The organism is Micromonospora sp. MP36, from assembly GCF_008119785.1.
In the GTDB taxonomy this organism is placed as follows: domain Bacteria; phylum Actinomycetota; class Actinomycetes; order Mycobacteriales; family Micromonosporaceae; genus Micromonospora.
In genome coordinates this window covers 84,533-100,242 of the sequence record NZ_VSFA01000008.1, presented here as the reverse complement: position 1 = coordinate 100,242, position 15,710 = coordinate 84,533, and the positions used below count along the sequence as shown (strand labels likewise).

8 protein-coding genes are annotated in these 15,710 nt (G+C 74.9%); 1 reads left to right on the top strand and 7 read right to left on the bottom strand.

The features are described 5' to 3' along the window. Window positions 1–118 precede the first annotated feature (118 nt). The 5 genes from FXF52_RS10470 to FXF52_RS10450 form a co-directional block, all read right to left on the bottom strand. Window positions 119–2,083, bottom strand: coding sequence for a hypothetical protein (locus FXF52_RS10470; protein WP_187413430.1), 1,965 nt, complete (start codon window positions 2,081–2,083; stop codon window positions 119–121). Further along, window positions 2,080–5,850 (bottom strand): DUF5682 family protein, encoded by a 3,771-nt coding sequence (locus tag FXF52_RS42955; RefSeq protein WP_255471835.1) that lies wholly within the window; start codon window positions 5,848–5,850, stop codon window positions 2,080–2,082. The genes FXF52_RS10470 and FXF52_RS42955 overlap by 4 nt, the downstream gene beginning before the upstream one ends. Next, window positions 5,847–7,037 (bottom strand): AAA family ATPase, encoded by a 1,191-nt coding sequence (locus FXF52_RS10460; protein WP_187413429.1) that lies wholly within the window; start codon window positions 7,035–7,037, stop codon window positions 5,847–5,849. Before FXF52_RS10460 ends, FXF52_RS42955 begins: the two co-directional genes overlap by 4 nt. A gap of 107 nt (window positions 7,038–7,144) precedes the next feature. After that, entirely contained in the window at window positions 7,145–12,214 is a 5,070-nt protein-coding gene (locus tag FXF52_RS10455; RefSeq protein ID WP_222870479.1) for a hypothetical protein, read from the bottom strand. Further along, window positions 12,211–13,068, bottom strand: coding sequence for a DUF4132 domain-containing protein (locus FXF52_RS10450; protein WP_148795886.1), 858 nt, complete (start codon window positions 13,066–13,068; stop codon window positions 12,211–12,213). The genes FXF52_RS10455 and FXF52_RS10450 overlap by 4 nt, the downstream gene beginning before the upstream one ends. 516 nt (window positions 13,069–13,584) lie before the next feature. Between FXF52_RS10450 and FXF52_RS10445 the strand changes: the two genes are divergently transcribed. After that, entirely contained in the window at window positions 13,585–13,776 is a 192-nt protein-coding gene (locus FXF52_RS10445; RefSeq protein ID WP_148795884.1) for a hypothetical protein, read from the top strand. 124 nt (window positions 13,777–13,900) lie between these two features. On the opposite strand, the gene FXF52_RS10440 is transcribed toward FXF52_RS10445, so the two are convergent. Continuing rightward, window positions 13,901–14,860, bottom strand: coding sequence for a DMT family transporter (locus FXF52_RS10440; RefSeq protein WP_222870478.1), 960 nt, complete (start codon window positions 14,858–14,860; stop codon window positions 13,901–13,903). A gap of 262 nt (window positions 14,861–15,122) precedes the next feature. Then, window positions 15,123–15,497 (bottom strand): VOC family protein, encoded by a 375-nt coding sequence (locus FXF52_RS10435; protein ID WP_148795882.1) that lies wholly within the window; start codon window positions 15,495–15,497, stop codon window positions 15,123–15,125. Window positions 15,498–15,710: the final 213 nt, after the last annotated feature.

Sequence of the window (15,710 nt, the reverse complement as noted above, 5' to 3'; positions counted from 1 at the left end):
CGGGCCACCACCACGCGAACCCGCCGGGCGGCCATCGTGGGGGGGGCGGCGCCCGCCCGGGAGTTCGGGCGGGCGCCGGGGCGCAGGTGGTCCGGGCCACGTTTTGCGCCCTGGCCTGCTACCCACCGACCCGGAGCTCAGTCGCCGCCGGTTCCGGCAGGTCTGGGGCGGTCCAGGAGGATCGGATCAGCTCCCGCTCGGTGGCGGCGAGGTGGGCGGTCGCGGCGAGCCAGGCCCAGGCGTACCGGTCCGGGCCGGGATCGGTGAGCCGGCCGAACGCGTCCCGGCCCCGCCGGTCGGCCTCGTCGGCGAGTGCGGCGGTCACCGCGGCGGCGGTGGTGAACCCGGCGCGACGCAGCGGACCAGCCAGCCCGGCGCCCTCGCCGCGGGCCGCCTCACCGACGGCGCGGCGACCGCCGGAGACGGCCAGCTCCACCAGCCGGCGGACCCGCCACAGTGGGGACTCCGCCACCGCGTCGGCGCTGACGGCGAGCACCGGTTCGGTCATCGTGGCCGAATCGCGCGGCGGTAGGTGGCTGCCCTGGATCTGGTCGTAGCCGAGGTCCGCTCGGCCGTGCCAGTCTGCCGGCAGCCGCAGGGTCTCGGCGGCACCGGGCACCGCGCCGACCGCGAGCGGGTGCAGCGTGCTGGCCCGGTCCGGGTCCAGCCGGCCGACTACCCGGATCCGCAGGCCCGGCCAGGAGGCGAGCCGCCGCAGGTTGGCCACGTGGGCCAGCGCTGGGTGGGAGTTGGCCGGCACCAGCCGGATCATCGGGCCATCCGGCACCGGCGGGGGGTCCGCTCCGGCGTCGGCGGCGGGGGCCAGTTCGCGGGCCAGCACCTGGTCGCCGGCGGCGCCGATCACCATCAGGTCACAGCCGACCAGCGCGGTGCCGGCCCGGGCCGGGTCCTCCGGGTCGTCGGCGGCGAGTTGGGCGGTGACCACCTCGGCGAGCGGGCGGGCGAACAGTTCTGCCCGCGGTCCGGTGGACCAGTCGGTCGTGGTGAGCGGGGTGGCCCGGACCCCCTTGCCGGCACCGAGCCGGCCGTCGGGGGAGACGGTGGTGCCGGTGATCCGCAGGCCGCCGCGGGCCAGCACCGCGTGGTTGACCGCGACCGCGCCCATCTCGGTGACCGCCCGGGCGCAGTCCCGTGCCCGGTCGGGGCCGCCCGGTTTCACGTCGCCGAAGGAGAGTTGGCGTCCGTCGGCGGCGATCAGGTGGGTGACGACCCCGGCGTACCCGGTCGCGCTGATCACCGGTTCCCGGCAGACGCCGTACACCTCCAGGGCGCCGTCCGGCTGGTAGGTCCGCCGGAGGGTGCCGACCAGCGCCGGGTCGGGATCGCCGGCGGCCAGCCGGCCGGCCACGTACAGCAGGTCGTGCAGCACCTCGACCAGCTCGGCCAGCCGGTGGCCGGTCTGTCGTTCGCGGTGGGCGCGCAGGCCACGTACCGTGCGCAGCGCGGCGCTTTCGGCCCTCGGCAGGCCGGCCAGTCGGGCGCTGTGTGCGGCGCGCAGCAGTTCGGCCTGGGGGACCGCGCCGGCGGCCGGCACGCCGGCCGCGAGGACCGCGGCGGCTGCCCGCCACAGCGCGCTGGCGGCGGCGCGTTGTGCCTTCGTCGGTGCCGTGTTCTGGCCGGTACGACCGGCGGCCGCGCCAGCCGGGGTCCGCCCGGTCCTTCCGGTACGCCCGGTGGCCGCGCCGGTGCCGTCCGAAGTGGGCGGTACGGCGGTGGTGGACGCCGGGTCGGGGTGGGTGGCCGGGTCGGCGATCGGGCAGGCGACGAGGACGGCGGTCCGGTGCAGGCAGCGGGGCGCCAGCAGGCAGCTGCACCGTGCCTGGTGCGGGTCGGTGACCGCGCCGGTCGGTCCGGGTGTCAGGGTGACCAGGGCCTCGGGGCCGCAGTCGATTGACACGCCGCCGTCGACCCGGCCGACGGGTGTCCCGGCCAGTCGTTCGACGGTGGCGTCCAGCCGCTTGTGCAGGCGGGGTGGCAGGGCCGCCACTGCCGCGGCGGTGACGCCCGGCAGTACCGGCGGCAGCCGGTCGGTGTCTGCGGCGGTGGGTGTGCGGTCCGTCAACGTGATCCTCCGCGTACGCGGTCGCCCACCCAGCGGGCGAGTTCGAGCGGGCTGAGAGCGGCGACCGGCATCCCGGCCGCGACGAGCTGCTCGGCGACCGGTACCGAGTAGCAGGGCACTCCCTTGTCGTTCAGCGCGGCGCAGCCGAGCAGATGCACGCCGGAGCTGGCCAGTGTGCGGACCTCGCCGAGCAGCCCGGCCAGCGGGTAGCCCTCCTCGAAGTCGCTGACCACGGCGACGATGGTGCGGCTCGGCACGGTCACCAGCGAGCGGGCGTGGGCCAGTCCGGCGGCGATGTGCGTGCCGCCGCCGACGCGGACTTCCAGCAGCAGCGACAGCGGGTCGTCGACCCGGTCGGTCAGGTCGACCACTTCGGTGGAGAAGGCGAGGAAGTGGGTGGACAGGGTGGGCACCCCGGCCAGTACGGCGGCGGTCAACGCCGACCACACCACTGACGCCTCCATCGAGCCGGACACGTCGACCACCAGTACCAGCCGCCAGTCGGCCTCCTGGCGGGTCCGGGTGTTGAAGACGGGGCGTTGCGGCACTACCACCGTCCGGCCGTCGCTGAGTCGCTGGGTGTGCGCCAGGTTCGCCCGCAGGGTACGGGCGAGGTTGATCCGGCCGCCGGGACGGCGGGACGGACGCGGGTTGGTCAGCCCGGTCAGCGCCGGGCGCACCTGGTTGGCCAGCTGTTTGGTCAGCTCCTCGACCAGCCGCCGGACCAGGGGCCGTAGTTTGGCCAGCTGTCCCTCGGGCAGGCCACCGGCCAGCGACAGCACCGAGGTCAGCAGTTCCATTGAGGGGCGTACCGCGGCCGGGTCGAGCTCGGTGAGCACGTCGGCGCGGCCGCTCTCGGCGGCCCGGGCGATGACCTCCTCGCGTACCGCGGTGCCGAACAGCGCTTCGAGTTCGTCGGCCCACTCGCGGGCGGTCGGGAAGGAGGCTTCCTGGCCGCCGCCGGCCGCCTGGCCGAAGTCGGTGACGCCCTCGCCCTGGCCCGCCCCGTACAGCTCGTCGAGGGCGCGGGCGTAGCGGCGGGCGTCGGTCGGCAACCGGTCGGGTTGGCGGCCGAGCAGCAGCCGCCACCGGTCCGTGGGAGTGAGCCGGGCGTCCGGCGTGTCCGGCCCGGGTGCGGTGCCGGCGGGGGGGTCGACGGAGCCGGTGGGCGTGCCCGGGATCGGGATGCCGCGGGCGAGCAGGGCGGCCCGGCCGGCCGCGTCGGCGGCGGCCCAGCGGGCCAGCAGCTCGGGCGGGGCGGACAGGGCCAGATCGAGCCGGTCGCCCAGCCGTTCGGCGACGGTGTGCAGCAGCCGCTCCCGGGCCGCCGGGGTGAGCACGTCGAACCCGCCGCGCAGCGCCGGCAGCCGGTCCAGGAACTCGGTGTCGGTGAGCCGCTCGATCCGCTCCAGCAGCGGGTCCAGTGCGGCCGGGGCGGACTGCAGCAGCGGGTGGGCCGCGGTGAGCAGACCACCGAGCAGCCGGTGCAGGTGCCGCCGGGTGTCCGGTCCGGTCGCCGCGTCGATCCAGCCGGCCACCCGGGTGCCCAGGGTCTGCAGATCGGTCAGGTCGAGCAACACCCGGGCGGCCAAGGCGGCGCCCTGGATCAGCGGCGAACCGGCCCGGGCCAGGTAGCCGAGGGCCTCGTCCAGGCGCAGGCCGATCCGGTCCTCGCCGGCCCGGACCGCGAGGTCGACCAGCGCGGCGCCGTCGGCGGCGGAGTCGCTGCCGGCCAGGCCGGGCAGCCCGCGGATCGCGGCGTCCAGTAGCACGACGGCCAGCTCGGCTGCCCGGGCCCGGCCGTCGGCGGTGGTGCCGGGCAGGTGTTCCCGGCGCAGTGCCTCCAGCAGGTCCAGTGCGGCCAGCAGTTCGGGCAGTGTGCCGGTGCCCGGCAGCACCGCGGCGGCCAGTTCGAGCCGGTCGGTGACCAGCTCGGGCAGGTCGCAGCGGGCGGCGTCGCGTAGCCCGGTGAGCAGCTGCGCGGCGGTGGGGCCGCCGTCGGCGGCCTCCCGGCGGAACCGCTCCCGCAGGGTGCCGGCGGCGGCCAGCGCCGCGGTCACCCCGCGTACGCCGACCAGGTCCAGCCGGGCCGCCACGGACGGCGTCCAGGCCAGTTGCCAGCGGGTGGTCAGGGCGGCACCGTCGCCGGTGCCGGACACCGCGATCGGCTCGCCGTAGCCGACGCCGCAGACCTGCAGGCGTTGCAGGAGGATCTCCCGCCGCCCGTCCAGTTCGGTGCGCAGCGGGTCCAGCCGGACCTCGCGGGGCTTCGGGTTGTCCGGGTTGGGCAGCCGCAGCGCGGTCAGTTCCGCCTCGACGGCGGGGCCGAGCCCGGACCGCGGCGTACCGGGGGCGACGCGGCCCCGCTCGGCGCCGACCAGTACGGTCTCCAGCGCCTTGGCCAGTGCACGGCCGCGGCCGAGCAGTTCACCCTGGCCGAGCACGGTGGTCACCGCCTCCAGCACCTCGCCTCGGCCGGGGGCGGGCAGGTCCCGCAGCCGGGCCAGGTCGCCGGCCAGCCGTACCGCCTCGGCGGCCTCGCCGGTGCCGGCGGTGTGACCGGCCGAGCGGAGTTCCCGGCACAGGTCGGTGACCGCCCGGGCGGCGGCGGCCCGGATCCGTTCCGGGTCGCCGGCGGCGGTGAAGACGGACTGCTGCCAGCGCGGGTCGCGGATCCCGGCCGGGTAGCCGGACCGGGAGTCGAGCAGGTCGAACGCGTACGGCACCAGCGAGGTGACCGCCGTGCCGCCCCCGTTGGTGGCCGGCCCGGGCCGGGTCGTCACGGACCGGACCGGAGCGTTCGATGCGGCGCCGGAACGGGTGGACGCGGCAGCGACGTCGGCGGTCGACGCCCGAGCGTCGCCGACCGGGGCGGGCGTCGGAGCCCTGCCGTTGTCCGTAGTGGACTCCGGGGTGGCACCGCCGGCCGTCCGGGCCGGGTCGTCGCCGGTGCCGGCCGGCGGGGCGGCGAGCAGGGCCGGGGCATGGAAGGCGCCGACGACGGCGGCGACCCGCCGGCCGTCCGCGCCGGCCTCGGCCAGCACCCGGCGCATGTGTCGCTCGCGGGCCAGGTCCCGGGCCGGTACGCCGTGCTCGCTGGCGCTGTCGGTGCGCATCGCCCAGCCGACGCCGAGGGCGGCCCGGCGGACCGCCTCGGGTGGGCAGCCCGGGGCGCGTACCTCGACGACCCGGTCCCACAGGTCGTCGCCGTCCCGGCCGGTGCCGCTGGCGCTGAGCGCGGCGGCGTAGCCGGAGCGGCGCAGGCCGGGCACCGGCGCACCGGCGTCCGGGTCGGGATCGGCGGTCGGGTCGGAGTCGGTGGTGCCGGCGGTCCAGCCGGGGTCGGCCAGCGGCAGGTCGCAGCAGACCACCTCGACGCCGCGCTGCCGGGCCCAGCGGATCGCGGCCAGTTCCGGGGAGAAGTCGGCGAACGGGTAGAAGCCCATCGGCCCGTCCGTGCCGTGGCTGCCGACCAGGGCCAGCGGGGCCCGGGCGGCCGGGTCGGACAGGTACGGCAGCCAGCTCTGGAAGTCGGCCGGCAGCTCGATGCAGACCACCTCGGCCCCGGCGGCGTCCAGCAGTGCCGGGATCACCGCCGCGAGGGCCGGGCTGTGATGCCGTACCCCGATCAGGTACGGCCGGACCGAACCGGCGAGCGCGTCGACCACGGCTCGGGGGTCGGCCATCGCCGAATCGGCCGTCGACGGGCCGGCCGGGTCGACGGTCGGCGGGGCCGCACCGGTCGACGTGCTGGAGAGGGTCGTCACCTCAGGTTCTCCCGCAGGTCCCACAGCCGGCGCCACATCGCCGAGCCGTCCTCAGCGCGGCGGCGGACCGGGCCGTCCCAGTAGCCGAGCAGCCGGGCGTGGTCGTTCGGGTCGTCCTTGCGGACCACGCCGAGCAGGTGCCCGGGCACCAGGTCGAGCGCGTCCCCGCCGGGCAGGTACGCGGCGGCCAGGCCGAGCGACACCGCCACCTGCACCGCCTCGGCCGTGGACATGACCGTGCCCGGCCGTTCCACGTCCCAGCCCTCGCCCGACCGGCCGGAACGCAGGTCGCGGAACACCGTGACCAGGGCGTCCAGCACCGCGTCGTCCACCCGGTAGGCCGCGCCGGCGCGCTGCACGGCGGCAGTGGCCTGCCGGCGGACCAGGTCGGTCTCGGTGTCCGCGTCCGAGATCGGGTGGATGGTCTCGAAGTTGAACCGACGCTTGAGCGCTGAGGACATCTCCGACACGCCGCGGTCCCGCAGGTTGGCGGTGGCGATCACGGTGAACCCGGGCACCGCGCGGATCAGGCCGTCCTCGGTGCCGCTCAGCTCCGGCACGTTCATCCGCCGGTCGGACAGGATGGACACCAGCGCGTCCTGCACCTCGGGCAGGCAGCGGGTGACCTCCTCGATCCGGGCCACCCGGCCGGTACGCATCGCGGTCAGCACCGGCGAGTCGACCAGCGCCTGCGGGGTCGGGCCCTGGGCGAGCAGCAGGGCGTAGTTCCAGCCGTACCGGAAGGCGTCCTCGGTGGTGCCGGCGGTGCCCTGCACGGTCAGCGCGCTGGTACCGCAGACCGCGGCGGCCAGCAGCTCGGACAGCATGGACTTGGCGGTACCGGGCTCGCCGACCAGCAGCAGGCCCCGCTCACCGGCGAGGGTGACCACGCACCGTTCGACCAGGCTCCGCTCACCGACGAACTTCGGCGGGATGGTCATGCTGGCCGGCAGTTCGGTGCCGTCCGGGCCGGTGCGCCGGTCGGCGGGCAGCTGCAACGCCTCGCCGTTGCTGCCCTGGATGAAGGTGACCACGGCGCGCGGGGTCAGCGCCCAGCCCGGCGGCCGGGCCCCGTCGTCGTACGCGGCCAGGAAGGCCAGTTCGTCGGCGTACCGCTGTTCGGCGGAGAGGACCTGGGCGGCGGTCTCCGGCGCCGCGGTGGGGCGGACGTGTTCCGTCACGGTCACTGATGTTCCTCGATTTCTGTCTGGTTCGGGTGGGTGTTCGGCACCGGGTTCGGCGACGGCCGGTGCCGCGACGACCGGGGCGGTCGCCGCGGACACCACAGTCGGGGTCAGCGGTGGGCGCCGCGGGTGGGCAGGTTGTCGAGCCGGGGCCGGTCGCCGTCGCGGAGGCGTTGCCAGGCCCGCCGGTAGAGGTCGGCGGCCGGTTCGAAGGGCACAGTCACGCCGAGCCCGGCCGTGCCGTCGGGTGCGAGGTCGAACAGGGCGACCTTCCAGCCCTCGATCGGCGCCTGCCCACTGCCGCGCTCCAGCCACGGGCCGGGCAGGAACAGCGACCGGCCGGCCCGGGACCGGCTGGCCTCGATGACCAGGTCGGTGCCGGCCAGTTCGGCGCGGGCCGCCTTCAGCCGGGCCGGTTTCCAGCCGGTCCACTTCGCCGTGTTGCGGTCGGTGGGGTCCGGCATGGCCAGCAGCATCAGGTACACCGCCGCCGCGTCGGCGCCCAAGCCATGTTCTTCGGCCGCCTCGGCGACCAGGTCGGGCACCGACCGGGTCGGATCCTGCGGCCACCAGGTGCCGTCCGCCGCCCGCGCGCCGCCGTCCGGCTCCCCCGGGTCGCCGAGCAGCGCCGCGAACCGCGGGTCGCGGACCAGGCGCAGCGCCACCTCCATCGGGTACGGCTTGGCCGCGTCCGCCCGCAGCGCCGGCAGGTACGGGTCCGTCCCGTCGGCGTCGAGCAGGTCCGGCCGCAGCGCGGGCGACGGTTGGCTGTCGTAGGTGGCCAGCACGATGGCGCCGTACCGTTCCCAGCCCGGGCCGGTCTCCGACGGGGTGCCCGCCACCTGCTGAAACGCGGGCAGGGAGACCCACCGGTCGAGGTCGAGCAGCAGGTCGGGGTTGGCCAGCCGGTCCCGGAGCACGGCCAGCGCGGCCGGCAACGCGGCCCGGCACGGATCGCCGGCCGGCGTGTGGTGGGCGACCCAGGCCGCCAGGGCCACCGTAGAGCGCAGCACCTCACCGGTGAAGCCCGTTGCCCGGCCGTCGACCTGCCGGGCCCGGTCACCGCTGATGTGGAAGGCCAGGTCGGTGCTCAGCTCGACCGAACGGGCCGGGTCGAGCAGCGCCGGCAACGCCTTCGCGGGGCCCCAGCCGGTTCGGATCGCCCGCACCGCTTCGGCGAGCAGTTGTTCGGGCACGACCACCCGGCGGCCCAGGGCGGCGTTCCAGACCGCCGCGGCGGCGGCCACGTCCGGACCGTCGGTCCACAGCCGGGCCGGGTCGTCGGGCAGCAGCGCCGAGACCACGGCCCGCCGGAGGGCAGGGCTGGCCTCGTTCAGTATCCCGAAGGCCAGCTTGACCTCGCCGACCTGCTTGACCCCGAGCGCCTGGCGCAGCTCGGTCGGCACGGTGTTCGCCGAGTCCGCGTACGGCAGGCCGGCCAGCACCAGCTTCGCGGCGGTGGGGGTGACGCCGGTCAGCTCGGCGAACTGCTCGGCCGCCTCCGGCCGCCAGGGCAGCGGACCGCGCGCGGCCCACTCGGTGAGGAAGCCGGCCAGCCAGCCGGCCGGCCGTTCGTCACCGACCGGCGCCGAGGACTGCACCGTGTACGGCTCGGGCACGGCGAACACGCCGGCCGGGTCGTGGTAGAGCGCGTCGAAGGAGTAGCCGGTGGCCGTGCCGCCGGAGTCCAGCACGGCGATGAACGCCCCGTCGGGCAGCGGCAGGATGCCCGGCCTGGCGTACCGGCGCGTGCCGTCGGGGTTGTCCAGGTCGCCGTCGAGCAGGTGCAGCGTGAACCGGCGCCACCGGGCCGGCTCGGCCGCCGCGCTCAGGTCGAGCCGGTCCAGCTCGGTGAGCAGGGCCCGCAGCGTCTCCCGGTGTTCGTCCGGCGTGACCGCCGCGACGGCGCGGTAGGCGACGGCCGCGACACCGCCGAGCACGCGCGACCAGTCCAGGGCGTTCGGCAGCGCCGGCCCGTCGAGGTGCAGCCGTACTGCGGGTTCGCTCCCGGTGGCGGCGGACCGCTGGGCGGCGAACGCCTGGAACTGGGTGAAGGCGTGGGTCGAGGTGCTCACCCGGTAGGCCGAGCCACGCAAACCGTCCAGCGCCAGGTTGAGCTGCTCGTCGGTGGGTCCGGTCGCGGTGGCCGCCGGCGCCGCCGCCTTCGGGGCGGCCAACGACCTGGTCAGCCGCTCGGTCACCGCGTCCAGGTCGGTGCGCACCCGGGCGGCCAGGCGCAGCACCCCGGCCACCCCGGCCAGCACCGCTTCGTGGCTGACCGCCGGCAACGTCGAGCGGACCAGCTCGACCAGCGCGTCCCCGTCGCCTTCATCGACCGCGGCGGCTGGTGCGGAGCCGGAGGCGCCGGCCGGTGCGCCGACCAGGGACGCCGGGACCGCGACGGGAAGGCCGGTGATGGCCTGCGTGGCCGCGACCAACCCCGATCGGGTCGCCGCCCGGGCGGCGGCCCGCGCGGCCTTCTCGGCCAGCGCGACGCGGCGTTCGTCGAGGGCCACCTTGAACAGCGCGGCGGCGGTGTCCCGGTCCATCCCGCGCAGGGCGGTGGAGCCGGCCGGGTCCCGGGGCAGCAGGTGGCCGAGGAACTGCTGTCCCGGCAGCGGGACCGCGCCGGTGGTGTAGTCCCGGCTAGACGGCGGTCCGGCGGCGGCCGACACCACCCCGTCCGGGTCGACCAGGACGAAACCCTTGAGGACGGCCCGCGGCCGGTCGTCGCCGGGCAGCACCAGCGCCGCGATCGGCTCCTGCCCCGCGGCCACGGTGACGGTACGGCCGGCCAGGTCCTCGCCGCGTACCGAGCCGTCCGGCAGGGTGACCACCCGCCAGCCGAGCAGGCCGTCCACCGCAACGGCGGCCGGGGTGGCCCGGTCGGACAGGGCTGGCCGCAGCCAGCTCGCCGACTCCTGGAGGTGGCTTCCGCCGACCGGGAGGTCGGCCAGGAACCGGGGCAGGCTGCGCCGGCCGTGGGTGTTGCTGGCCGGGTCGTACTCGCGCCAGCCGTAGTCGCGGTCATCCTCGCTGTAGCGGTAGGTCCAGTAGGAGGTGCCGTCGGTGATGACCGGCAGCTCGGAGGGGACAGCGGTGTCACCGACGTGCAGCACGCCGCCGCCGGTGGTCCGCCCGCCGCCGGCCAGCGGCAGGGTGATCTCGTTGCTGCGCCGCTGGAGGCCGCGGGTGTCGCCGAGGATGGGCTGCGGCTCGCCAGGCGACGAGTGCCAGTAACCGCGCAGGTTGTAGCCGAGCGCCCGGGACTCCCAGTAGACCAGCAGCTGACCGTCGACGTAGTGGTAGCCCGGCTCGCCCCACAGGTCACCGGCCGGGATGCGCAGGTCGTGGCGGAGCACGATGCCCGCGGCGCCGAGCACGCGCACCGTGGTCGGCGCGCCCAGGATCACGTACGGCCAGGCCTCCTGCCGGGTCACCTCGACCCGGTGGTCGCCGCCAGTCACCTCCTGCCAGGCCAGCTCCCAGTCCGGCCAGCCCAGCTCCTCGATGATCCCGCCGCGCAGGCTGCGGGTGACGTGCTCGGTGAGGTTAACGCCGAGGGCCTGCCCGAGGTCGCCGTCTTGACCGGGGTCACCGGAGCGGTCGAGGTCGTCGGACACCAGGCGCAGCGCCTCGACCGGGAGCCTGCCCAGCCAGTCCACCGACTCCGGCAGGTACGGAAGTCCGACGGCGAACCGGTCGCGAATCCGGGCCCGCAGCCAGTCGGTCAGCAACGGCCGGATGCCCGGCGTCCCGACCATCCGGCGCAGGGCGTGCTGCTGGTCGTCGAGTTGGTCGAGGCCCCGGCGCAGGGCAACGGTGAACCGGTCGTCGCCGGCCACGGCGAGCAGATCCCGCTCACCCCCGACGTTGACCCACTGCGCCAGGTCCAGGGTGTCGCGCTCGGTCGGCGGGGCCACCGGCAGGTTGAGGGCGAGCAGCAGATCGAGCAGGTCCAGGTCGCCGTCGGCGGTGAGCGTCTCGCCGCTGTCGGTCAGTTCGGCGCGTAGCCGGTCGGCCATCCGCTCGACGAGCGGGTACAGCTGCGGCAGCTGGCTGCGGCGGTAGCCGGAGTTGGCCCGGCTCACGAAGCGGCGCAGCCAGCCGACGGAGCCGTCCTGCGGGCGGGCCGGGTCCGGCACGTCCGGGTCGGACAGTCCGGCGAGCGCACCGGTGTCGGTCAACAGGGCCAGCCACGGGACCAGGTTGTCCCGGTCGGTGGGCATCAGGTCGAGCAGGCTGCCGCGGACCGCCGGGTCGCGGCCGGCCAGCGCCGTCACCGCCGGCAGGTGCGCCTGCCACCAGCCGGCCGGCGCTTCGGCGGCGACCGGCAGCCGGAGCAGCTCGGTCAGGTAGGCCGCCGCACGGTCAGCGACGGCGGCGGCGCCGGCCTTACCGGCGGCCTTGGTGGCGGCCCGGACCAGCCGGTTCACCGCGTTGGCCGACTGGGTGGACGGAACCACGCCGGCGGCCGCGGCCCGCAGCGCCAGCCGGCAGAACCGGTCCAGCGCCTCGTCGGCCGGCAACTGGGCGGACAGCTCTTTCGCGTAGCCGGCCAACGCGGTCGCGGACACCACCTTGGCCGACGCGAACTCCAGGTAGACCTCGTCCAGCCGGGTCAGGTCGACCGGCAGGCCGTGCTGCGCCTCCGCCTTGCGCGCCTTGTTGAACAGCTGCGTCGCGTAGGTGTCCTGCCCGGCGGCCAGGAACACCCGCGCCGCCTGCTCGAAGAACGTCGGCAGGAAGTATGGCAGCGTACGGGCGAACCGGTCGGCAATGGCCTGGTGCCCGTCCAGGGCTGCCTTCGGCCGCGACCGCACCTGCTTGGCCAGCTTCTGCAACTCCGGCACCACGGCCAACGCGTGCCGACCGTCCGCCGGGTGGTGTACCAGCACCCACTCCGGGAAGGCCAACGGGCGGCGCGGGCCCAGCCCGACGACGGCCGGCTCGGCACCCGGTGCCAGGCCGAGGAACCCGACGGCGATGTCCTCGCCCTCGCCGAGGGCGGCGTCGACCAGGCGGACCACCGGCCGGTCGTCGAGGACCGGGTGCCGGTAGGTGCGGGCGGTGAGGGGCACGGCCTTGTCGCCGGCCCCTGCTGCGTCGGCCGGCAGCACCGCGCCGGCGGCCAGCAGGCTCGCGGCCGAATCCCCGCCCGACATCGTCATCCCGGTCACGCCTTCTTCCCCGTTCCGGTCACAGCGCCGGACAGGGCCGTCGCCATCCGCATTCCTTCCGACCAGGCCACCGGCCCGACCTCGGTCAACCGCAGCGCCGGTCCGTCCGCTACGGACCAGGAGAGGGTGCCCAGGGTCGCCTCGGAGTCCCAGTAGTCCTCGTCGAACCACATGGCCGCCTCGATCGTGCGGCCGGCCTCCCAGACCCGGCACGTGACCTGCGAGCCGGAGACCCGGAAGCCGAGCGTGGCGGCCCGGGCGGCCAGCCGGTTGGGGACCGTGGCGCCGCGGAAGTCGGTGATCGTGGTGTCCCGGTCCTTCAGGTCGGCGGGTTTGCCCCAGGTGCCCCGGCGCAGTTGCTCGACCCGCTGGGTGAGGTCCAGTTCGTCAGCAAACTCGCGCAGGTCGGCCAGGTCGGGCAGACGCACCGGGTGGGGCAGCGTGGCGCTGGCCGGCGAGAGCCGGACGGTCTCCCCGTCGAGGTTGACCACGCGCAGGTCTCCGGTGTCGGTGACGTCCCGCAGGAAACCGGGCTCGGCCGGGTCGTCGCCGAGCACCACGAGGTCGCGCAGCGCGTCCTGCCAGGCCGGGTCCGGCCAGACCCGGGCCAGCAGCCCGGTGGGCACCGGCAGCGAGGAAACCACCCAGGCGTCGACCCGGGCCAGACATTCCGCGGCGTGCCGGTCCAGCCACTGGGCAAGCTGGCGCAACCGGTCCACCTCGGGGTCGTCCCGCAACACCTTCGGCAGCGTCTTCAGTGGACGGCCGGTGGCCCGCGGGCCGATGGACCGCGCCGCCACCTTCCCGTCCACAAGGGAGACCTCGTACGAGTCTCCCACCGGTAGCCAGCCCATGAGGAACACCCTCCGCAGTGGCAAATTAGCCAGATTTCATGAGGAATCGGCCGCGATCGACGACGCAGGGCACGCTAACAGTAGTGACCGACACGACAGGGACCCGCTGGCGGGCGTACCAGGAACCGGCCGGCGGGACGAGAAAGGCCGGACCTGCGGGAGTCGCAGGTCCGGCCGGTCGGGCTGCAGGTAAACGGGCCGGGCGGTGGTTCGATGCGAGCGCCGCAGTGACCCGGGTCACACCAACCGACGGCTCTGCGGCCCGGAGGCGATGATCACGATCACCGACGACGGTGCGGCCGTGCTGGGGCTGAGCCTCGACGCGGCTTCTATGCCGCGCCTCGGTGGCGTCCCGGTGACGCTTTCCTCCGCTGGACACAGCCACCGCTGTTATCGTCTGCAGCGTGATGTCCGGGTGGATCCCGGCGCTGCGCCAGTCGCACGAGACCAGGGAGAACCGCGACCCGCACCGCCGCCGCCCCGAATCACCCCGATGATCGAGAGGGGGTGAGGCTCATGACCACCCCGATGCGAGCCGGCGATGTCATCGCCGCAACCGTGACCAAGGTCCTGCCGTTCGGCGTGCTCGTCGAGACTCCGGCAGGCGTGCCCGGGCTCGTACGCGGCACCAAGGCCGAGGTCGGCACGGTCGTGACCGTTCGCGTTCGCGAGTTCGACGGCCAGCGGTTCGCCGCAAGCCAGGTGTGAGTGATGCGGCCGGGTGCCGCCTGGTAAGGCGCGCACCCGGCCGCGGCACTCGCCGCTGCACTGCTCCGGTCCACCGCGGTCCGGTCCCGGAACCGCCCCGGGACCGAACTGCACGAACGGCGGCCTATCGTCCTCGGCTACCGGCCTTGGCGGGGACGGTCAGCAGGACCAGGCCCAGGGCGAGGACAACCATCCCGCACCACGACGCGGCCGGCAGGCGTTCGTCGAGGACGGCGACACCCAGGACCGCCGCCACGGCGGGCTCGGCCAGGGTCAGCGACGTGGCCACGGAGGCAGGGGTGCGGCGCAGTCCGTGCCCGAAGAGCCGGTAGGCCAGATAGACGGTGAACAGGGCAAGGTACAGCGCCACCGCCGCGCCACGGGTGGTGGCGAGCCAGGCCGTGTTGGTGAACATGACGAGCGGCAGGACGAGCAGCCCGGCCGCGCCGAACAGCACGCCCATCACCGCGTCGGAGGCGTGTTCGCGGGTGATGAGCCTCCCGCCGATCAGCGAGTAGGCGGCGTACGACAGTCCGGCGCAACCGGCGAGCGCGACGCCCGTCAGGTCTGTGGGCGCGTTGTGTCCGGTGAGCCCGGGGCCGAGCACGAGAAGGGTGCAGCCGAGCACGGCGGCCGCGGTGGCGCCGCTCCAGCGTACGGTCGGCCGGGCCTGCGAGGTGATCCAGGACAGCAGGCCGGCGAAGACCGGCGCGCTGCCCAAGGCAACCACGGTGGCTACCGCCACGCCGGTCCGGGCCACGGCGGGGTAGAAGGTGATCGGATACCCGGCCACGGCCAGCGCACCCAGGACGAGCAGCCACCGCTCGAGGCGCGTGCAGCTGGCGGGCAACAAGCGGGCGCGGCGTGAGGTGAGGAACAGCAGGGTGCCGCCGAGGGTGAGGCCAGCGGCCCCGATCGCCGCCGCCGGTGCACCGGCGGGTGCCAGGGAGCTGGCGGTCCCGGTCGTACCCCAGAGAACGGCTGAGGTGAGGATGGGCGCGGGACCGCCCAGGAAACCGGTACGGGAGGGGCGCTGGCTGGCGGCCGGACAGGTGAGAGCTTCAGGTGCAGTGCGGTTTGGCACAGTTCGTGGTCTTCCGTCGTCGAATGCGTCTGGGGCTCGATCCGAAAACGGGCGCACCACGAGAACCTGACCCACCCGCGGTCGACGGGGGTCAGGGATTCAAACGATCAGCGGCTGCGCCCGATCAGGCGCAGAGCGGCGGCAGAACGACGTGCCAGTAGGAGTTCACCCCGCGATCGTAGCTGCCTGGGACGGGATGGCGGCGTTCGCGGCTGCTGGCCGGGCACCGCGTTCCGGCTACCCGGCCAGCAGCTCCTCTCGATTACAGGGATGGGCGGGTGATCAGCTCGATGGCGTGGCCCGCCGGGTCCTTGAAGTAGACCCCTCGGCCGCCGTGCTCGTTGTTGATCTCGCCGGGGCGTCGCATCTGTGGATCGGCCCAGTGCTCGATGCCCTGATCACAGAGCCTCTGATACGCCCGATCGAACAGATCATCGTCGATCAGGAACGCGTAGTGCTGCATCTGAATGTCCACCGGCGGCTCAGCGAACTGGAGCAGCACGCCATCGGTGAGCTGAATGTTGGTGAACACGCCCCAGGACGGTGCCTCCGGGAGTTCCAACAACTCTCGAAAGAACCGAGCCGACTCGTTGCGATCCTTGGCGGCGATGATGGTGTGGTTGAACGTGACTGTCATTCGACTGACCTCGCTGTGTTCGACACGAAATGGGGACCCGCGGTGCGCAAGCCGCTGGGAGGTCCACGTGCCGAACCGGGAGGGTGCCATCTCCGCACCCGCCGGGCGATCAGCTATCCACCGGGTCGCCAATCCGTGCGTGGCGTAGTGCCGGTCCGGTGTTCACGATCGGTGACGCTACTTGATCTGATTGGCTACCCGCAAACGTCGGCC